Below are 20839 nucleotides of genomic sequence, written 5' to 3'. Positions count from 1 at the left end.
CGATGCGGTCGCCGCCGGGGTGGTTATTGGTTTTGGATGAACCCGTGCTGTGCGCTTTTTTTCCCCGGGGGGGTTTAATAAAGGCGCACAGCAGTTTCTAGGCGTAGTCCAACGCACCTTCGGCTGGTGTCGGCACCCGGCGCCGTAGCGGCGAGCCCAATGCCCGCGCCAGATCCGTTCCGTCGTGCTCGGCGAGCAGCTCACCGTTCGACCACACCAGCAGCGCGGCGCTGACCGCTTGTTCGGCCGTGGAGTGCGCGAGGTCGTAGTGCGCACAGCCGGGGACGTCTGCGTACGTGATCCACAGGTCGTAGCCGGTCATGAAGAGATCCAGGTCGAACTGAACGCTCAAGCCGAGCAGCTCGCTGCGTCCGTTGTCGTCGACACCGGCGAAGGCCTCGTCCAGTGCCAGCAGACGCGGGGCGTGCGGGTCGGCCGAGTCCAGCATGACGTGCGCCGCGGCGAACAAAGGAAGGTGCAGCGAAACCGACTGCTCGCCACCGGACAGCGCGCTGTGCCGCGCGACGGTAAGGCGGTCTTCCTTGCCCTCACCGCTGATGAGGGTGAACGAGAACACGCGCCACTGCCTGTAGTCGAGCGCCGAGGACAGGATTTCCGGGTACGAGCGTTCGGGGTGCGCCGCGCGGGCGGTACGGATCTGGGTCGCGAAATGAGCTCGCAGAGTAGCGAGTTCATCGACGCCGAGGGCCGACGCGTCTCGATCCAGCAGCTTGGAGATCGCCCGCGAGCTGTCGTCGAGGTTGTCGGCGAGCACCCAGTGAACGCCGATGGTGTTGCCCGAGGACATCCGACGCTCACGCATCTCCGTGCCCATCTGTGCGATCAACACGCGTGCGTCGACCGTGCGCTCGTGGATCTGCTGAGCCAATCCGGTCAGCAGGGCATCTTCGAGAATGCGACGCTCGGATTCGGTGAGCAACTGCTCCTGATCGCCGCGAGCATCGTGGATCCGCGTTGCGAATTCACCGATCGACGAATAGCCCTGATCGTCCTGCACTCGTACGACGGTCAGTCCGTCCGGTGCATCCCACTGCAGGCGGTAGTCCTGTCCGGCCGCCGCGAGTTGGGCGTCGAAGTCCTGCAACGCCGAGGTCAGTGCCGTGCGGCTTGCCTTGCGGGCTCCGTCGGTGACACGCACCGCCGAGGTCGCAGCCTCGAGCGCTCGGTACAACTTGTCGACGTCTTCGGGGAGGACGGGCGGGTGGGCCGCATCCTCGCTGCGATCTTCGTTCTGGATGCGGTAGACCAACTGATCGGGGCTCATCCACGCCGCTGAACTTGCCGGCCAGCTCAGATGTTCCTTGACGCCCAACAACTCGAGAAGGTCCGGGCGCGCATAGGGTGCGAGTCGCTCCGCATCACTGCGGGTTTCGGTCAGGGTGTGCCGAAGCGTCTCGACGGCGGTGTTGTACGCACCCTCTGCCGTGCCGATCTGGAGGACGGCGGCGTCGTACGCCTTTCGCGCAGCACGCTGTTCGACCTTGCATTCTTCGATCTTCGCGCGGGCTTTTGCCAGGTCGAGGTCGATCTGCTCGGCGCTGGCCCCGAGGGTGTCGCGCAGTGTCTCGAGGCGCTGGACCTGCTGAAGCAGACTCTCCTCGGCGATGGCGGCTTCCTCGGCGAATTCCTCCGCATTGGCGCGTGATTCGTCGAGACGGTCGCGAGACTCGCGTTCGAGTTCGACTTCCTTGGCATGCTCGCGTCGGCAGCGCAGCGCCAGTTCGCCCTGCTTCTCGAAATGACGGATCGCCGCCGCGAGGGAGTCGAGTTCACGGCCGATATGCGGGGTCCGGTGCTGCGACGCCGTCGCCCGGAGTTGCTTTTCCTTCGCCGCGAGATCGGCGATCGCCGCATCGAGTTCGCGTTGTGCCGTTTCCGTGGCCTCCGAGCGAGTGCGGAGTGCACCGGCGGATTCGGTGACAGTTTTGAGTGCGCGGAGGATCGATCCTGTCTTCGGCAATTCCTTTGCCGCAGAGTTGATTCGGCTCAGCTGCTCGTTGGTCTGCGTCACCAGTGCCTTGGCTGCATCGACTGCCGCGGCAAGTTCTTCCAGAGCCGCGTCGATCTCGGTGATCCGAGCTTCGCGTCGACGCGCCCGCGCTGTCGTGCCGATGTACTCGGCGTCGGCCTTGACGTGCCGGCCACGCGCGACACCTTGCCAGAAGCGGCCGTCGACGCCGATCGCGACGCTGGCATCGGAGTCGCCCGGTGCCTCGACGAGACTGATCGACGCGAGAATGTCCTGTACCCGAGCGTCGGGTACGTCGGCATTGCCTTCGACCTCGAGGACGTCGGCCAGCGTTCGTCCCTTCGGGCGCTGCTTGACCGGCAGAGCGGTCAGGAACTGCTCACTGACGTGATCGGGAATCGTTTCGTCGGGGCAGACCCAGCCGTCCAGCAGATTTGCCGCCTGGAGTGCGGATTCGATTCCCGTAGCCACGTCTGGTTCGACTGAATCGGCGAAGCGCACCAGCTGCCACAGCGGCGCCCCACCCAGATCACTGCGGTTGTCGGTGCGTGCGTGGAAGGCCGGCGGAGCATCGTCATGTTCCGCCGAGACGGCCTTGCGCTCGGATTTCAGAGCTGCGATGGAGGCGTGTGATGCAGATATTTCAGCTTCGGCCTCACGACGTCGCTCGCGCAGCGTCTCGGTGCCTGCCTCGGTGTGCTCGGTGAGAACTGCGGACAGCGCCGGAGCGTCCTCGTCGCCGACTTCGGCGAGCGCCGCGTCGAGAGCCTCGAACAGCGACGTGTCCGCGCCGACAGCCGAAAACAGGGAGGAGTGATCGGTCCACCACGCGCGCAGCCCGCTGGCGCACTGACTGCGTGCGAGTTCCACGGCAGCTTCGCCCTCGAGCACAGCGGCCTTGGACGCTTCGAGCAGCTCTTGTCCACGGCGCGAGCTGTTTTCGGCCCGGGTTCGTTCGGTAGCGGCCTTCTCGACGGTCGCGAGCGCAGTGCGGACGACGCGTACGTCGCCGTCACGCTCCTCGGCATGGCCACGCACTGCTGCGGTGATCTGGTCGCTGCGTGAGCCGTCGGGCAGGGGAGTCCAGACGATGCCGGCGTCCTCGGCGGCTGCCTGCAGTTCGTCCTCGGCACGTGAGAGTGCCTCGGCTGCACGCTTGACCGACGATGCGGCCTTGTCGGCTTCGTCGCCGCGCTGCGCGAGTGCAGCCTGCGCCTTCCTCGACTTGTCTGCCTGTTGCTCGGTCGAGAGCTTGAGCGTCGAGACGGCCTGGGCGAGATCGTCGAGCTGCTGTTTGCCTTCGTAGGCGCTCGAGCGTTGCAACGCCTCGACATTGGCGCGCGCGTTCTCGAGTGCCTGCTCGGCCTGGTTGAAGCGCTCCTCGGCTGCTGCCCGGGCTTCACGGCTGCGGGTCTGGGCGAGCGACGACTCGTCCATGGCGGCAACGCCTCTGGTGACTGCTGCGAGGCGGGTGCTGACCTGTTCGATCTCTCCGCGCGACTGCTGACGCAGGTACTTGGTGTAGACGCCGATGAAACTCTGCGCTGCCTGATCCGCGGCTGCGAGCCCCTCGAGCGCGCGGCCGACCTCTTCCATATCGCTGAACGAACGCGCAGCTTCGAGGACGAGTTGGTCGTCGAGTGGACGGAGGCCGTCGGTGAGCGCTTGCGAAAGGCCCTTCGGATCAAGGTTCTTCGCGAGCTGGGGACGGCGAAGCGTGAGAATGAGATTGATCAGCTGGTCGTAGCGCTGCACTCCGAGACCGAACATTCGCGCGTCGATCGCGGTGCGGTAGTCGAGGGGACGGTCGGTGATGGAATCGCTGCCGAGTTGTTCGGCCAACTGCTTCTTGGTGAGAGGACGATCGTCGTTGCCGATCAGCGAGAAGTCGACTCCGACGCGGCCGTCGGCGACGAAGTACCAGCGGGTGACCTTGTCGTTGGTGCGGGTTGCACGCATGCCGATTCCCACGGTCACCGACTCGGGATCTTCGAGGGAGCCGCGGCAGAACTCCATCCACACGTAGGAGTGCGCGCTGTCCTGGCCCCGGTAGAGAAGGTTGGACTTCATCGTGCGCTCTTCACCGGCGAAGGGGTTGAGGCGCCGCGGTTCGATGCGGCCGTCGAAAACGAACGGGAACAAGACCTCGAGGGCCTTGGTCTTACCGGATCCGTTTGGCCCTCGTAGGACCAGTCGACCGTCGGCGAACGAGAACTCCTGGTCTCGGTAATCCCAGAGGTTGATGATTCCAGCCCGAGTAGGTCGGAAGCGGGCGTTGCTCATACGTTCTCTACCTCTGATAGTTCGCCGTTGGTGGAAGATTCGGGGCCGAATTCGTCGACCGGATCCGGTGCGGAGTTGTCTACCGCGAAGTCGATCTGAGGATCGCGTTCGCGTACGGAGACCACGACGTCGCGGTACCGGGCCAGGACGGGCAACACCAGTACGCCGCCGTCGACCGCATGCGTCAGGCGCAGACGTTGCAGCAACCCGAGCGCCTGCTTGCGCAGCCCGTTGTGATCGGCCTGCCATTGCGCTGCAAACGTGCGACCGAACTGGTCCACCAACTCGGTGACCTTGTCGGCGAGCCAGTCGTCGTCGATCATCGGGTACGTGACGGGTTCCGGGGGCTCGGCCGGTTCGCCGGCAGGCAGCACGAAATCGTCGTCCTCGTCGGCGAGGTCCTCGAAGATCCCGGCCTCGGGGATGGCGGCATCGAGTTGTTCGATCAGGTGATCGTCCGACACGTGCGGGATCGGAAGTTTCGGCAGCTCCGGAGCGTCGACGTCGAGTACGCGGTCGGCAATCTCGCCGGCGAGGAGTAGCGCAACCTGGGCGATCGTTCCGGTGCTCGGGAAGCGGACGTCGGAGAGGCGACCGGTGGGATCGATCATCGCGATTCCCTCGGCGCGACGCTCGGCCACCAACCCCGTCAGTAGTTCGACTTCCGACGCGGTCTTGGGCTGCGCCAAGGCGATCAATTCGTGCTGATCGAGTTCACCCGCCAGTACGACCGGCCGCTCGACCAGTGCCCGACGCACTCGGCGTCCGATCTCTTTCGCGTCCACAGGAATTCCGTCGTCCTCGGCGGCGCTCGAGGTCTCCGTGGCCAGGAGTCCGCGGATGGAGTGCAGGTGCTGCAGGGCGCGCGGCGGACGGAACAGGGCCACGACGACGGAACGGTCGATGTCGTAGAGCGCTTCTCCCGCTTCGGGATTGGACGCCCAGCCGTTTGCGTCACCGTCGGCGAGGGCGATGGCGCCTCTGACGCCGAGCCAGCCCACTGCGTCGACGAAGGCGTCGCGGTCCGACGCACGATCGGTGGAGAGTTCGACGCCGTCCACTTGCGCAGCGTCAGCCGCGACGTGATCCGCCAACTCCGACAACGTGATCTGGTTCCCGGCGCGGCCCAACGCGGCCAGGCACAATGCCAGGTAGGCGTAACGCGTGCGATCGAAGGTTCGCTCGGAGGCAGTTCGGGCCGGTGCCGACGGGTTGAGTCGATCCGACACCGTGAACAGGCGCGCGGTGGTCTCCGTCACCTCGAGGCGGTAGCCGAACAGTTCGAGTAGGTCGTCACGCAGCTCGGTGGCCCAACGGCGCAAGAGCGGCAACGCAATTCGATCCGGGTACGTCGAGGTGATCAGGTGGTTGGACAGGATCACTCGCGCCGCGCGTTGATACGAGTCGAGGGCAAGGGGCGTGATCTCGCGGGCTCTCATCGAACACTGACCTCGATGCCGTCGAGGTGCATACGCCCGCGGGCGGTCTTGATGGTGGTCGAACCGTCCGAGGGACTGAGCGTCAGCTTCACCCCGTTCTCACTACCGGTGGAGCTCTTGACGCGTCCCACCACCGGAACGCGCGCGGTCAGTGCTGCATTGAGCAGACTCAGCAAAACTTCGGTCTCCTGCTCGTTGAGTTCACGCTGATAGACGCCGTTCGACGCGAGTGATTGCGCCGCGGCGCTGCGCGTACGTTGCGCCGCCAATTGCTCTTCGCGCAGACGGCGGATGCTGCCGTCGTTGCGGGCGACCTTGCTCGGCAATCCTGGTGAGGGCGGGCGGCCGGTTTCGGCGAGTGTTCGCGCGATCTCGACCGGCGGTGCCTCCCACCACGAACGTGAGTGAGAAATGATGTCGGCGTCCGGATGCACCATCGAGAGGTGGCGTGGACGGCCGAGGTCGAACACTGCCTGGAACAGAGCATGAGCTGCGTCTTCGGACGGCGTGGCGGCGAACCAGCCGGCGAGGTGCCGGAGCTGGCTCTCGCGGCTGACACCGCCGCGACGGGTTTCCGTGACGCGGCGAAGGAGCGCGAGAACCGCGGCGATCGCGCTCATCGTGCCCTCACGTAGACGCTCGGACTCGCTGATCCCCGATTCCGCGGAGACGAACCAGGCGGTCAATCCTCGCCAACGCGCAGCCCAGTCGTCTTCGCGTTCGGTGATCGGGACGAACACCCGTTCGTCACTGGCGGCGGCGAGGCGGATCATGCGATCGACCCCGGTGGATTCGACGTGCTCGATCGCTTCCTTGAGCTTGGGGGCGTAGCGCGCCAGATCGGAGCTGAACTCCCGCATGTGCGTGAGCAGAGCGTCCTTGTGCGTGAGGAAAGCCTGCGGAGTGATCTCCGTGGTCCGTACGAGGTCGCCGAGGGTCAGATAGAAGTGCGCGGCTCGATCGGCCATGTCGGAGAGTGTCGAGTCGAGGCGCTTGAGCTTGCGGAAGATCAGATCGCCGTCGGAGCTTCGGTTGGCCTCGGCGAGTTCGGACATGTCTGCGAGCAGGTCCGGCAGAGCGAGACGCGAGAGCGAGGCCGAGTCCAGGCGTGCGGCGAGAACGTCTTCGACTGATCGATAGACCTGGTATCCGGCCTGACCGAACTGGTAGACGAAGTGGCGATTGCGGTACTCGGCCAGCGTGGCCGCGCGGGTGCCGTCGTAGCTGCGCTCGAGGATCTCCCACACATGGAGCTGATCCAACAGGGGAGTGACCTCTGCTGCCGACAGATCGGCCGCCGGATCCGATCCACCGATCTTCTCGAGGATTTGCGCGACGGCTCCGGCATGCAGCAGGACGGTGTAGTTGGCGCGAGCATGGTCGAAGGCACGAAGTACCCAGAGGTACTCGGCCCGTTTTTCCGCGATCGTGAACGAAAACAGCTTCAGTCGATTGGTGTCGGCGTACGCGGCGTAATCGGGCGCACTCGTTTCTTCCACCATGACAGGGTAGGCGAGAGACGCCCCCTCTTTTTCCTACGGGCGATCCGTAGCAGGGGATGCGGCGCGTCGCCACTGCGATTCGTTCTCGATCATCCATGTGAGCAGGTGCTCGGCCGCCGCCTCGTCGGAGTCCGGGCCGACCAGCAGATCGGCGAACGCTTGGCTGGGGGCGACGATGCGGATGCCGTCGCGGGTGAGCAATCGGTCGAAGGCAGACGGTGAGAGGGGAGCGGTGATCCACACGTCACCGCCGGATTCCACCCGCCGTAGTCCGAGAGCGTCGGCGAACTGATCGACGTTGTCGGCATGGAAGTGGGCACGTCGAGTGGGCGCGTACCGAGCAAAGGGTGCCGCGGCCACCGAGGCGGTACCGGCGTAGATGTGACCGCTGAGCTGACGCAGTTGATCGAAGAGTGCTTCCAACCCGTCCGGCGCGTGAAAGCCGTGAGGCGTCGGCGCTTTGGCGCCGGCTTCAGCCGCCCATTCACGAAGCATCTTCGGCCAGCGGACGTCACCGATCCCACCGCGGGGGAGCCTGGTCACCAGTTCACGATCCGACAGTGTCTGAACCACCCGATAGGTTGCTCCCGTCGACGCACCGGCCAGGCGCACCAAGGCAGTGATCGCCAGTGGCGCCGCGAAATCGGCAAGCGCACGCACGACGCGAGCTGACGGATCGCCCGTCAACTGTCCGGAAGGACGTCCGGGCCCCCGCCACGGATCGGCGTCGGCTCCGCGTCCACGCACCCAGACGGCGGGTCGATCAGCGGTCAACGACACGTTGCCCGTGGCGTCTGCGTACGAGATCGCGTGGGAATCGAGCTGCCGGCGGACCGGCTCGGACAGATATTTTGCGCACACGAAGCCGGGTTGACCGGTGGGGAAGCGATCGGCGATACCGGGAACGTCGCTGCTCAGGACACCGTGAGCGGCGTAGACGCCGAATTTGGCCACCGCGCCGTCAGGGGAGCGGAGGTCGAGTCGGAGTGGCGCCTCGGACAGGTCGGGGGAGCGCTGTGTCGACAAAGACCAGGTAGGAGGCAAATTTTCTTCGATGACGGCAACCGATCGCCGAAAAATGTCGATCGGCCGTTCCGGTTCCGACTCAGATTCGCTCATGTTCCGATGGTATCAATATCCGTCGACGACGGAAACGCAAGATTTTCCGAACAATGTTCGCCGTGGCAGCCTCGCGACAACGGTGGTCGCTTTCGCCGACAAACTCACTACCTACACAACTTCAAATTCGAAACTGCCGAGACCGATCAGCGTTGCTTCGGCATGATCAGGGGAGCGACGACGGCGAGCAATAGTGCGGGGATCATGAAGCTCGCGGCAGGCGAAGAGTCGTAAATCGGTGTCAGGGCCAGGGGAGCAAGAGCGGCGCCGCCGAAGCGCATCGCTTGGACGACCGACACGGCGCCGCCACGGTTGGGCCCCGCGGATCCGAGCACCGCCGCGTTGACGCCGACAAGGACGAACTGGCTCGCGACACCTGCGACAAACCATGCGATCGCGATCACCGGCACCAAGCCGGCAAGGCCGACGACGGAGACCAGAACTGCTCCGCCCAGTGCACCGATCATCACGGAGGAGCGTGCGCCGATGCGATCGATGAGGATTCCGATGCGCCGGGCCGAGAGGATGCCGGCCACGCCGAAGACGGTGAGCAGTAGGCCGCGGACGGTGGGGGACAGCCCGAACTCGTCTTCGAAGCGGAAGGCGAGCAGGAAGCTCAGTCCACCGAGGGCGCCCCAGCCGAGCAATGCAGCGATACCGATGCGGAGCACTTCGGGGCGTAATGCATCGCGGAGACGGGCGGGGGTGGTCGCTGCCGGTGCTTCGGACTTCGGGAGTCCGACGGCTCCCAGAATGCCCGCGACCACTGCGATGACGAGAAAGGCCAGACGCCAGTCGAATTCGGCCGCCAGTCCGCCGATCAACGGAGCCGACGACTGCCCTGCCGCCTGGAATGCGCCGAAGGCACCGAGGGCTCGACCCAACCGAGCCTGCGGAGTTGCGGCCGCCAACGAAGCAAGCAACAGCGGCGTGGTGAATGCGTTCGCGGAGCCCTGCAGTACCCGGGCGGCCAGGAAGATCTCGAGTGTCGGGGCGAGAAAGCATGCCAACGACGCGAAGACGTAGACGCCGTATGCGATCCGCACCGTCCGGACCTTGCCCCACCGTGTCCCGAGCGTCCCCGACACCAACATCAGAGCGGCGAAGGGGAGCAGGTACGCGGTGAGGGAGGAGGCGGCCGCCGACGGTCCGACCCCTAGATCGTCACCGATCTCGGGGAGGATCGAAGCAACCACGCCGCCGCCGAACGGGCCGAGGAACCCGCCGGCGTACAGCGCGATCAGTTGAAGCCGGAGGCGCAGTGGGCGCTGTGTACTTCCACCTTCTACTGGAGTGTTCTTGCTCACAGTCCGAAGCTGCCGGGTCCTCGCCGTCTGAGGTAGCGCTCGAATTCCGCGGCGATGGCGTCGCCGTCGATCTTGGAGATTGCTTCGCTGATGTCGGTTTCGGCGTCTCCCCGCTCTTCCAGGGTGCGCACGTATTCGCCGATTTCCTCGTCGTCCGCGGTCATTTCGTTGACCGCTTCCTCCCAATCCTCCGACTGAGCTGGGAGTTCACCGAGGGGGACCTCGATGTCGAGAACATCCTCGACTCGTTGAAGGAGGGCCACTGTGGCCTTCGGGTTGGGTGGCTGCGAGACGTAGTGCGGAACCGCTGCCCAGAACGAAATAGCGGGTACACCAGCACGAACGCACTCATCCTGAAGAACTCCGGTGATGCCTGTCGGGCCTTCGTATCGGGTCTGTTCGAGGTTGAATCGTGCCGCGGATTCGCTGCTGTACGCCGTGCCCGTGACCGGCACCGGGCGGGTGTGCGGAGTATCGGCGAGCAGGGCTCCGAGGATGACCACGGTCTTGACGTTCAGTTGGTCGATCAACTCGAGCAGATCCTCGCAGAAACTGCGCCACCGCATGTTGGGTTCGATCCCGCGAAGAAGGACGATGTCGCTCTCACTGCCTGGAGGTGAACAGACCGACAAACGTGTTGCCGGCCAAACGATTTCGCGAGTGACACCGTCGACCTGACGGACCGTGGGACGGTTGACCTGGTAGTCGTAGTAGTCCTCGGAATCGAGTTCGGCGAGCGGCTGGGCATCCCAGATCAGCTCGAGATGTTCGACCGCACCGCTGGCTGCGTCACCGGCGTCGTTCCAGCCCTCGAAAGCTGCAACGAGGATGGGATCACGTAGGACAGGGATGTCGCCCTCGAGGCGGTCGCTGCTGTCGACGGCAAAGCCGTCAGGGCTCTCGAAGGCCGCGGAATCGTCGAAATCGACCGGGCCGTCGGGAGTGACGGGGAACTCACTTGGACTCACCCACCCAGCCTACGGCCAGAGCTTGTCGGTGCGCCCACTACTCTGGACGGCATGTCTGCCCCATTTAACTCTGCCCTGCTTGATGCGCTGAAACAGCGCGTTGTCATCGGCGACGGAGCGATGGGCACCATGTTGCAGGCCGCGGACCTCACCCTGGACGACTTCCTCGGCCTCGAGGGGTGCAATGAGATCCTCAACGACACCCGTCCCGACGTGCTCAAAGACATCCACCGTGCGTACTTCGCCGCTGGTGCCGATGCCGTCGAGACCAACACCTTCGGTTGCAACCTGCCCAACCTCGCCGACTACGACATCTCTCACCGGATCCGCGAACTCGCGGAAAAAGGCACTGCTCTCGCCCGTGAAGTAGCGGACGAGATGGGACCAGGCCGCGACGGCATGGCCCGATTCGTACTCGGCTCGATGGGACCGGGAACCAAGCTCCCCAGCCTCGGGCACGCACCGTACGCAGTCCTTCGTGACGCGTACACCGAAGCTGCGCTCGGCATGATCGACGGTGGCGCCGACGCCATCCTCGTCGAAACCTGCCAGGACCTGCTTCAGGTGAAGGCGGCCATTCTCGGCAGTCAGCGCGCGATGGAGCAACTCGGACTGCGGTTGCCGATCATCACGCACGTGACGGTAGAGACAACTGGAACGATGCTCCTGGGCAGTGAGATCGGTGCGGCGCTGACGGCACTCGAGCCACTCGGTATCGACATGATCGGCCTGAACTGTGCCACCGGGCCGGCCGAGATGAGCGAACATCTCCGGCACCTGTCCAAGTACTCGACGCTGCCGGTGTCGGTCATGCCCAATGCCGGTCTGCCGCAGCTCGGCCCCAAGGGCGCCGAGTACCCGCTGACCGCCGACGAATTGGCCGAAGCCCTCAGTGGTTTCGTTTCCGAGTTCGGACTCGGCCTCGTAGGCGGCTGCTGCGGTACGACACCCGAGCACATCAGCGCGGTCGCCGACGCGGTCCGTCAGGTCGAGAAGGCCCAGCGCACCCCGATCCACGAGCCGAGTACCTCTTCGCTGTACTCGGCGGTGCCGTTCGAGCAGGACGCCAGCATCCTGATGATCGGTGAACGCACGAACTCCAACGGCTCCAAGGCTTTCCGCGAGGCAATGCTCTCCGCGGACTACCAGAAGTGCCTGGACATCGCCAAGGACCAGACCCGCGACGGCGCACACATGCTCGACCTCAACGTCGACTACGTGGGCCGCGACGGTGCCGCCGACATGTCGGAACTGGCCAGCCGTCTGGCGACGTCCTCGACGCTGCCGATCATGCTCGACTCCACCGAGCCTGCCGTGTTGCAGGCCGGTCTCGAACACCTCGGTGGCCGCTGCGCTGTCAACTCCGTCAACTACGAGGACGGCGCCGGCCCCGAATCGCGTTTTCACAAGATCATGACGTTGGTCAAGGAGCACGGCGCGGCGGTCGTCGCCCTGACCATCGACGAAGAGGGCCAGGCTCGCACCGCCGAGACCAAGGTCGCCATCGCCAAGCGTCTGATCGAGGACATCAAGGGAAACTGGGGACTCGCCGAGTCCGACATCATCGTCGACGCCTTGACCTTCCCCATCTCCACCGGTCAGGAAGAGGTGCGACGCGACGGCATCGAGACCATCGAAGCCATCCGTCAGCTCAAGGCTGCGTACCCGGAACTGCACTTCACCCTGGGTATCTCGAACATTTCGTTCGGTTTGAACCCGGCGGCACGTCAGGTCCTCAACTCGGTGTTCCTGCACGAGTGCACCGAGGCCGGTCTGGACACGGCGATCGTTCACGCGTCCAAGATTTTGCCGATGGCGCGAATTCCGGACGAGCAGCGTGAAACCGCACTCGACCTGGTCTACGACCGTCGTAGCGAGGGCTACGACCCGCTGCAGAAGCTGATGGCTCTGTTCGAGGGTGTCTCGGCTGCGTCGGCGCGCGAGTCCCGTGCGCAGGAACTCGCCGGACTTCCGTTGTTCGACCGGCTCGAGCGTCGTATCGTCGACGGCGAGCGCAACGGCCTCGACGACGATCTCACCGAAGCGATGACGGTCAAGTCCCCGATCGAAATCATCAACGAGACACTGCTTTCGGGCATGAAGACCGTCGGTGAACTGTTCGGTTCCGGACAGATGCAGTTGCCGTTCGTTCTGCAGTCCGCCGAGGTCATGAAGGCAGCAGTTGCGTTCCTCGAGCCGCACATGGAAGCGACGGACGACGACGGCAAGGGCCGCCTCGTCATTGCGACGGTCAAGGGCGACGTCCACGATATCGGCAAGAACCTTGTCGACATCATCTTGAGTAACAACGGTTACGACGTCGTGAACCTCGGCATCAAGCAGCCCATCGCGACCATTCTCGATGCTGCGATCGAGCACAAGGCCGATGTCATCGGCATGTCCGGACTGCTCGTGAAGTCGACAGTGGTCATGAAGGACAACCTCAAGGAACTGAACTCTCGCGGTGTCTCGGAACAGTTCCCGGTTTTGCTGGGTGGTGCCGCGCTGACGCGTTCGTACGTCGAGAACGATCTGCAGGAGGTGTACGAGGGCGACGTCAGCTATGCCCGCGACGCTTTCGAGGGTCTGAACTTGATGGACCAGATCATGACGACCAAGCGCGGCGGCGGCCCGGCGCCGGACAGCCCAGAGGCCATCGCTGCTCGCGAGAAGGCTGCCGAGCGTAAGGCTCGTCACGAGCGTTCCAAGCGCATCGCCGAAAAGCGTAAAGCTGCAGCGGTTCCCGTCGTCCTGCCGGAGCGTTCCGATGTCGCTACCGACATTGCGGTGCCGACACCGCCGTTCTGGGGCTCGCGCATCGTCAAGGGAATCTCTCTGTCCGAGTACTCGGGGCTGCTCGACGAGCGCGCTCTCTTCCTCGGCCAGTGGGGCCTTCGCGGTCAGCGCAAGGGCGACGGTCCGACGTACGAGGAACTGGTCGAGTCGGAAGGCCGTCCGCGGCTCCGGTACTGGCTCGATCGGCTGACGTCCGAGGGCATTCTCGCGCACGCCGCGGTTGTGTACGGCTACTTCCCGGCGATCTCGGAGGGCGATGACGTCATCGTGCTCACCGAACCGAAACCGGATGCACCTGAACGGTTCCGGTTCACCTACCCGCGTCAGCACCGCGACCGTTTCCTGTGCATCGCTGACTTCGTGCGCTCGCGTAAGGAAGCAGAAGCGACCGGCCAGGTGGACGTACTTCCGTTCCAGTTGGTGACGATGGGTCAGCCGATCGCGGACTTCGCCAACGAGTTGTTCGCGTCGAACTCGTACCGTGATTACCTCGAAGTTCACGGAATCGGCGTCCAGCTCACGGAATCTCTGGCCGAGTACTGGCATCGACGCGTTCGTGAAGAGCTTGTGCTTCCCGAGGGGCATACCGTCGCGGAGCAGGACCCGACCGAGGTTGCCGGTTACTTCGATCTCGAGTACCGCGGCGCTCGTTACTCGTTCGGATACGGCGCGTGCCCGGACCTCGAGGATCGTGCCAAGTTGGTGGCGTTGCTCGAACCCGAGCGAATCGGCGTCGAATTGTCCGAAGAACTGCAGCTGCATCCCGAGCAGTCCACGGACGCTTTTGTCCTGCACCACCCGGAAGCAAAGTATTTCAATGTCTGAACTGTTAACCGAGGTATCCGAATCGACCCTCGGTGGTGTCCTGTGGGACATGGACGGCACCCTGCTCGATTCGGAGAAGCTGTGGGACATCGCGCTTCGTGAGTTGTCCCTACGCCTGGGCGGACCGATGACGGAAGCGACACGCATCGCCGTCATCGGTGCGTCGAGCCCCTTCGCCCTGGCGACGGTGTTCGACGCCCTCGGCTTGGAGAAGCATCCCGATGCCGTCGCCGAGGCGAAGGACTGGATGTACACCCGCGTCGGCGATCTGTTCGAGGACGGCGTGACCTGGCGGCCGGGTGCTCGCGATGCACTGGCGACCGTGCGTGACGGTGGTCTGCGTTCTGCACTGGTCACCAACACCGAGCGAGTACTGGTCGATCGGGCACTCGGCATGCTCGGCCGTGAATTCTTCGAGCACTCGGTGTGCGGCGACGAGGTTCCCAACGGAAAACCGGCGGCGGATCCGTACCTGCGCGGAGCGCATCTGCTCGGACTCGAACCGGCGCAGTGCCTCGCGATCGAGGACTCGCCGACCGGTACTGCGTCGGCAAGCGCCGCGGGTTGCGCGGTGCTCGTCGTTCCGTGTGAGGTCGATGTCCCGGAGGGTCCAGGACGCGTGTTTCGAGAGTCTCTGGTGGACTTGTCCATTCACGATCTTCACGACGTTCACTCGAGCGCGGCACGTTAGGCTGGATTTGCTGTGGCTATTCCGAAAATTGTTCTGTTCTACCAGTTCACGCCATTGGCGGACCCGGAAGCGATCAAGCTGTGGCAGCACAGCCTGGCCGAGTCCAACAACCTGACGGGCCGGATCATCGTCTCGCCTCACGGAATCAATGCGACGGTCGGCGGAGACATCGAGGATGTCAAGCGATACGTCCGCGGAACGCGTGGCTACGAGCCGTTCCGTACCGCTGACATCAAGTGGTCGGACGGACTCGGAAACGACTTCCCTCGCCTCAGCGTCAAGGCTCGCTCGGAGATCGTGACGTTCGGAGCCCCCGACGAGCTGAAAGTCGACGAGAACGGTGTTGTCGGTGGCGGAGTTCATCTGGCGCCCAAGGAACTACACGAACTCGTCGACAGTCGCGGTGACGACGTTGTGTTCTTCGACGGCCGCAACGCCTTCGAAGCCGAGATCGGCCGCTTCCGGGATGCGGTAGTTCCGGACGTCGCCACCACCCGCGATTTCGTCGACGAACTCGACAGTGGAAAATACGACCATCTCAAGGGCAAAGCCGTAGTCACCTACTGCACCGGCGGAGTGCGCTGTGAGGTGTTGTCTTCGCTGATGCGCTCGCGCGGCTTCGACGAGGTCTACCAGTTGGACGGCGGAATCGTCCGTTACGGCGAGACTTTCGGCGACCGGGGCCTCTGGGACGGCTCCCTGTACGTGTTCGACAAGCGGATGAACATCGAGTTCTCATCCGAAGCCAAGACACTCGGCGTGTGTGTCGATTGTGGTACTCCGACACCGCGGTACCGCAATCGGATCGACGGCGACGGCCGCACCCTCGAATTGCTCTGCGAGAGTTGTTCACCAGACCTCGAGCAGGACTGAGCAGTGCCCAAGGCTCCGTTGCCGATCCGAAACGGTCTCGGACCCGACCGTCTGCGGATGCCGGCGGAGTCGTCGGCGCATACCGTCCTCGAGCATCTGATCGGCGAGCACCCGGGGGAGCGGGACCTGTGGGCGGACCTCGTGAATGCCGGAGACGTCGTCGACGAGCACGGGCGGAAGATCACGAGCCGAACGCCCTATCAGCCGACCCGTTTCGTGTACTTCTACCGCGAGCCGGCCCCCGAGATTCCGGTTCCGCACGAGATCGAGATCTTGTACCGCGACGACTCCATTCTCGTGATCGACAAACCGCACTTCCTGGCGACCATTCCACGGGGAGCGCACATCGTCGAAAGCGCCGTCGTGCGACTGCGTCGTGATCTGGATCTTCCGGACCTTGCGCCCGTTCACCGCCTCGACCGAATGACGGCGGGTGTCATCGTGTTCACGGCGACACCGGACTTACGACGGCCGTACCAGGAACTTTTTGCCGAGCAGCGGATCGTCAAGGAATACGAGGCGATTGCAGGCTTCGATCCGGAACTGACTTTCCCTCGCACGGTGCGTAGCCGCATCAACAAAGTTCACGGCGAGATGACGGCTACCGAGATCGATGGCGAGCCGAACAGTGAGACTTCGATCGAACTGATCGAGACGATCACCGACTCGGCCGGCCGGACTCTCGGCCGATACAGGTTGCTCCCACGGACCGGCCGTACCCATCAGCTTCGGCTGCACCTCAACTCGCTGGGCGTCCCGATCGTCGGTGACAATTACTACCCCGAGTACCTTCCCGCGGTGCCCGGCGACTTCTCGACTCCGTTGCGATTGTTGGCGCGGGCGTTGGAATACCCGGATCCGATCACCGGGCAGACTCGCAGGTTCGTGAGTTCGCGCAGCCTCGACGCAGGCCTGTGAACACCGCTGTTCGTGGGCGTGTGCAAACCGCTTCCGTCCTCGTGAAAGAATGTGTACCCGTGAAGACCTTCGAATCCTTGTTCGCCGAATTGACCGAGCGTGCTGCTACTCGCCCCGAGGGGTCCGGCACTGTCGCCGCCCTCGACGCCGGTGTGCATGCTCAGGGCAAAAAGGTCATCGAGGAAGCCGGTGAAGTGTGGATCGCTGCGGAATACCAGAGCGATGAGCAGCTAGCCGAGGAAATTTCCCAGCTGCTGTACTGGACGCAGGTGTTGATGGTCGGTCGCGGACTGACCCTCGAGGACGTGTACCGACATCTGTGATCGGAGCTGACCAGCGAGATGTTCGCCATCTCGCTCGTCCAGGGCTTCCGATTCATGTCGTCTCACGTCACCCACACCTTCCGAAAGGACATCCACCATGCTGCGCGTAGCAGTTCCCAACAAAGGCTCACTGTCCGAGTCCGCCGCCGAAATTCTCAGCGAGGCCGGCTACCGTCGACGCACCGATTCCCGTGATCTGACGGTCCTCGATCCTGCCAACCAGGTCGAGTTCTTCTTCTTGCGTCCCAAGGACATTGCGATCTACGTCGGCTCCGGTGAGCTGGATCTCGGCATCACTGGTCGTGATCTCGCCGGCGACTCGGGCGCTCCCGTATCCGAGCGTCTGTCACTGGGCTTCGGCCGTTCGTCGTTCCGCTACGCAGCACCGGCAGGCAAGGACTGGGCCGTTGAGGATCTGTCCGGCCTGCGCATTGCGACGTCGTACCCGAACCTTGTCCGCAAGGACCTCACCGATCGCGGACTCGACGCAACCGTCATCCGTCTCGACGGAGCAGTGGAGATTTCGATTCAGCTCGGTGTCGCCGACGCGATCGCCGACGTGGTCGGGTCGGGTCGTACTCTCCGCCAACACAACCTCGTTGCTTTCGGTGAATCGCTCTGCGATTCCGAAGGTGTCCTGATCGAGCGCACCGGCGCTCCGCAGGACGATCCCGCACGCAATCAGCTCATCGAACGCGTACGCGGAATTGTCTTCGCGCAGCAGAATCTGATGATCGACTACGACTGCCCGCGCACCATCCTCGACGACGCGATCAAGATGACTCCGGGTATGGAGTCGCCGACCCTCTCGCCGTTGGCTGACCCCGACTGGGTCGCGGTTCGCGCGATGGTTCCGATCAAGGGACACAACCAGGTGATGGATGCCTTGGCGGAACTCGGCGCCAAGGCCATCCTCGCGTCGAACATCCGCTCGGTACGCGCTTTCTGATCACCGTCTGAATAGATTTACGCGCATTCGCGCCCGTTCCTGGAAATCAGGAACGGGCGCGAATTTGCAAAGTCTGGGCGATACGGCCGACGGCACCCTGCTCGTCGTAGAGCACTCCCGCACACATGCCGACGCCGTCCGGACCGGTAGTGGTTTCGGCGGCGACACCGACCCACTCGCCCTCGGGTACACGGAAGATATGCACCGTGAGATCGGTGTTGAGGAACGTCCAGTGCTCAGGGTCGAGCTTGGCGCCGACGCCGTTGGAGATGTCGGCCACCGCGAACAAACGCTCGAGGGCAGACATCTTCTCGCCCTCGACCAGCTCGGGCTTGGGGCGCGCCCATACCTTCCCGGTTCCCACGCACCCGATCGGAGCAATCCAGGACCAGTCGAGGGTCTTGAGGTAGCCGACGCTCCAGAGACCCTCGAGAACGCCCGGGGTGCCGCTGTCACGGGGTTCGAGCGGGGGATCGACTACGTGGACGACCTCGCCGGTATCGACGGTCTCCATCCGCCATGCCGTACCGCGCGCAACCGCGCGGGCAGATCCGTCGGCGGTGGTTGCCCACAGCTCGGCGACGATCAATTCGATTCGGCGACCGGGGCGTTCGATCCACGACCGGACTTCGAGGTCGGCAATCGGAATAGGCCCGAGAATCTCGACGACGACGCGCGTCAGACGGGTTTCGTCGCGCGCACCACACCGCTCGAGTGCTCGTACCAACAGCGCCGACGGGGGAGCACCGTGCTGCAGTGTCGGGCCCCAGATGCTGACAGTCGCCTGCGTGCTCGCGAACCGCTCGTGCCCTTCCTCCGTGGTTCCGAGGTAGCGGTAGTACGAACTGTCCGTCATGTTATGAATTCTCCTTTGCAGCAACAGGTTCGGTGCTCAGCAGGTCCGGCCAACCTGGATACGGCGGTGGTGTTCCGCCGAACGAGGGGCACAGTGACTTGTGATCGCACCAGTCGCACAGTTTGCCAGGCTTGGGTCTGAAGTCTCCGGTCGCACCTGCCGCGAGGATCGCCTTCCAAATGGCGGAGAGGGTCCGCTCGAATCGAATGAGCTCGTCGTGATCCGGGGCGTACGTGAGAATCGAGCCGGAGGCCAGATAGATCAGGCGCAGTTGCGCGGGAACGATTCCGCGAGTGCGCAGTAGTACGAGCGCGTAGAACTTCATCTGGAAGAGCGCTTTGGACTCGGTGAACTCGCGGGGTGCCTTTCCGGTCTTGTAGTCGACCACCCTCACCTCACCGGTCGGTGCAACGTCTATCCGGTCGACGAAGCCGCGGAGTCGAACGCCGTTCTCCAACTCGGTCTCGACGTAGACCTCGCACGCCTCGGCATCGAATCGAGTGGGATCTTCGAGCGTGTAGTACGTCGCGACGAGCTTGCCGACTTCGCCGAGAAACGCGTCCAGCTCGTCTTCCGGAATCAGATCAGCTGCCTCGGGAGACTCGGCACTGACACGTTCCCACGCGGGACGGACGAGTTCGGCTGCGCGATCGGGAACCCGGTGACCGGTGGGGAGTGCAAACAGCGCTTCCAAGGCCGCGTGGACGACGGTGCCTCTGACCTGGGCTCTGGTAGGTGTTTCCGGAATTCTGTCGACCGCTCGGAACCGGTAGAGCAGGGGGCATTGCTTGTAGTCACCCGCACGCGAAGGAGAGAGCGCCGGCCGACTACGCGGGCGCTCCTGTGATGTTGCACCCGTTGGAGTGGGGGTTGGCAATTCGACAGAGCTCACACCTGGCAGGCTATGCGGTTGGTCCGACAACTCCGTCGGAGCCGGTGGCGAGGACACCGGAAACAAGCGAACAGGGATCATCTGCGCATGGCGAACGAGCTGCAACCAGAAGAAGGCACGACCGAAGTGGATGAGGTTGTGCAGTCCGCTGTCGCCGAGATTCCCGAACAAGAGCTTCCAGAAGCTGATCTCACTGCGCCGGGCAAGCGGCCGTCGGGGCCGTTTCGCGTCGGCGACCGAGTCCAGCTGACCGACGGCAAGGGACGCCACTACACGATCGTTCTCGAGGCGAACCGCGAGTACCACACCCACAAGGGCGGAATCGTTCACAACGATTTGATCGGCGCCGACGAGGGCAGCGTCGTCAAGTCGGTCAACGGCACGCCCTACCTCGCCCTGCGCCCGCTACTGGTCGACTACGTGCTGTCCATGCCGCGCGGTGCACAGGTCATCTACCCGAAGGACGCAGCTCAGATCGTCCACGAAGGCGACGTGTTTCCAGGAGCACGCGTGCTCGAAGCCGGAGCCGGCTCCGGCGCACTGACGTGTTCACTACTGCGTGCCGTCGGACCCGAGGGCAAGGTCATCTCCTACGAGGTCCGCGACGATCATGCCGAACACGCGGTTCGCAACGTCGAGACCTTTTTCGGTGAACGTCCGCCGAACTGGGAACTGACCATCGCCGATCTGGCGGAGTTCGATCCGGAAGCGCACGGCGGCAAGGTCGATCGCGTCGTACTCGACATGCTGGCTCCATGGGACGTCCTGCCCGCCGTCTCGAAGGCGCTCGTGCCAGGCGGCGTGTTGATCGTCTACGTCGCGACCGTTACTCAGCTCTCGAAGGTCGTCGAAGCGATGCGTGAGCAGGAATGCTGGACCGAGCCACGGTCGTGGGAATCGATCGTGCGCGGTTGGCACGTCGTCGGATTGGCGGTGCGTCCCGAGCATCGGATGCAGGGCCACACCGCGTTCCTCGTGAGCGCTCGTCGTCTGGCCGAAGGAACGGTCACCCCGAAGCCGCAGCGGCGCGCGGGCAAGGGCTCGAACACGGCAGCCAAGTAGTCATACGAAATCAACAAGAGCGGCGATCCGGATTCCGGATCGCCGC

General features: G+C 64.1%; 15 protein-coding genes. 7 read left to right on the top strand and 8 right to left on the bottom strand.

Going from position 1 to position 20839, the window contains the following annotated elements:
• Positions 1 to 97: 97 nt before the first annotated feature.
• From R4P70_RS23760 to R4P70_RS23735, 6 genes are all read right to left on the bottom strand, one after another.
• Positions 98 to 4273, bottom strand: a complete 4176-nt coding sequence (locus R4P70_RS23760; RefSeq protein ID WP_317832075.1) for a TIGR02680 family protein — start codon at positions 4271 to 4273, stop codon at positions 98 to 100.
• Entirely contained in the window at positions 4270 to 5712 is a 1443-nt protein-coding gene (locus tag R4P70_RS23755) for a TIGR02678 family protein (RefSeq protein WP_021344333.1), read from the bottom strand. The genes R4P70_RS23760 and R4P70_RS23755 overlap by 4 nt, the downstream gene beginning before the upstream one ends.
• Complete coding sequence (locus R4P70_RS23750) at positions 5709 to 7214, bottom strand: TIGR02677 family protein (protein WP_019748531.1); 1506 nt, start codon at positions 7212 to 7214, stop codon at positions 5709 to 5711. The genes R4P70_RS23755 and R4P70_RS23750 overlap by 4 nt, the downstream gene beginning before the upstream one ends.
• 33 nt (positions 7215 to 7247) lie before the next feature.
• Positions 7248 to 8333 (bottom strand): hypothetical protein, encoded by a 1086-nt coding sequence (locus R4P70_RS23745; RefSeq protein ID WP_019748530.1) that lies wholly within the window; start codon positions 8331 to 8333, stop codon positions 7248 to 7250.
• A gap of 146 nt (positions 8334 to 8479) precedes the next feature.
• Entirely contained in the window at positions 8480 to 9640 is a 1161-nt protein-coding gene (locus R4P70_RS23740) for an MFS transporter (RefSeq protein WP_387404665.1), read from the bottom strand.
• Positions 9637 to 10491 (bottom strand): PAC2 family protein, encoded by an 855-nt coding sequence (locus R4P70_RS23735; RefSeq protein WP_223257810.1) that lies wholly within the window; start codon positions 10489 to 10491, stop codon positions 9637 to 9639. Before R4P70_RS23735 ends, R4P70_RS23740 begins: the two co-directional genes overlap by 4 nt.
• Positions 10492 to 10659: 168 nt before the next feature.
• Between R4P70_RS23735 and metH the strand changes: the two genes are divergently transcribed.
• The 6 genes from metH to hisG all read left to right on the top strand — a co-directional run bounded on the left by metH (position 10660) and on the right by hisG (position 17983).
• On the top strand, positions 10660 to 14229 hold the full coding sequence (metH, locus tag R4P70_RS23730) for a methionine synthase (protein ID WP_020907816.1): 3570 nt from the start codon (positions 10660 to 10662) through the stop codon (positions 14227 to 14229).
• Positions 14222 to 14920, top strand: coding sequence for an HAD family phosphatase (locus tag R4P70_RS23725; RefSeq protein WP_317832070.1), 699 nt, complete (start codon positions 14222 to 14224; stop codon positions 14918 to 14920). The genes metH and R4P70_RS23725 overlap by 8 nt, the downstream gene beginning before the upstream one ends.
• A gap of 12 nt (positions 14921 to 14932) precedes the next feature.
• Complete coding sequence (locus R4P70_RS23720) at positions 14933 to 15793, top strand: rhodanese-related sulfurtransferase (RefSeq protein ID WP_003944828.1); 861 nt, start codon at positions 14933 to 14935, stop codon at positions 15791 to 15793.
• Between the two features lie 57 nt (positions 15794 to 15850).
• On the top strand, positions 15851 to 16711 hold the full coding sequence (locus tag R4P70_RS23715) for a pseudouridine synthase (RefSeq protein WP_411742486.1): 861 nt from the start codon (positions 15851 to 15853) through the stop codon (positions 16709 to 16711).
• Between the two features lie 59 nt (positions 16712 to 16770).
• A complete protein-coding gene (locus R4P70_RS23710) occupies positions 16771 to 17034 on the top strand; it encodes a phosphoribosyl-ATP diphosphatase (RefSeq protein WP_003944933.1) in 264 nt (87 codons plus the stop codon).
• Positions 17035 to 17131: 97 nt separating this feature from the next.
• Positions 17132 to 17983, top strand: coding sequence for an ATP phosphoribosyltransferase (gene hisG / locus R4P70_RS23705; protein ID WP_003944905.1), 852 nt, complete (start codon positions 17132 to 17134; stop codon positions 17981 to 17983).
• A 46-nt stretch (positions 17984 to 18029) separates the two neighbouring features.
• Here hisG and R4P70_RS23700 read toward each other — a convergent pair whose 3' ends face one another.
• Both R4P70_RS23700 and R4P70_RS23695 read right to left on the bottom strand, forming a co-directional pair.
• Positions 18030 to 18839, bottom strand: a complete 810-nt coding sequence (locus R4P70_RS23700) for a thioesterase family protein (protein ID WP_019748522.1) — start codon at positions 18837 to 18839, stop codon at positions 18030 to 18032.
• A 1-nt stretch (position 18840) separates the two neighbouring features.
• The gene (locus tag R4P70_RS23695) at positions 18841 to 19731 is read right to left on the bottom strand and encodes a RecB family exonuclease (protein ID WP_370627683.1); all 891 of its coding nucleotides are present in this window, start codon (positions 19729 to 19731) and stop codon (positions 18841 to 18843) included.
• A gap of 138 nt (positions 19732 to 19869) precedes the next feature.
• Here R4P70_RS23695 and R4P70_RS23690 point away from each other — a divergent pair, with 138 nt between their 5' ends.
• Positions 19870 to 20793: a tRNA (adenine-N1)-methyltransferase gene (locus R4P70_RS23690; RefSeq protein ID WP_007729892.1), complete on the top strand. Its 924-nt coding sequence runs from the start codon at positions 19870 to 19872 to the stop codon at positions 20791 to 20793.
• Positions 20794 to 20839 lie beyond the last annotated feature (46 nt).

Origin of the sequence: Rhodococcus sp. IEGM 1241 (assembly GCF_033142365.1) — a bacterium.
Classification (GTDB): Bacteria; Actinomycetota; Actinomycetes; order Mycobacteriales; family Mycobacteriaceae; genus Rhodococcus_F; species Rhodococcus_F erythropolis.
The sequence above is the reverse complement of the archived record's forward strand: the minus strand, read 5'-3'. Positions and strand labels throughout refer to the sequence as shown.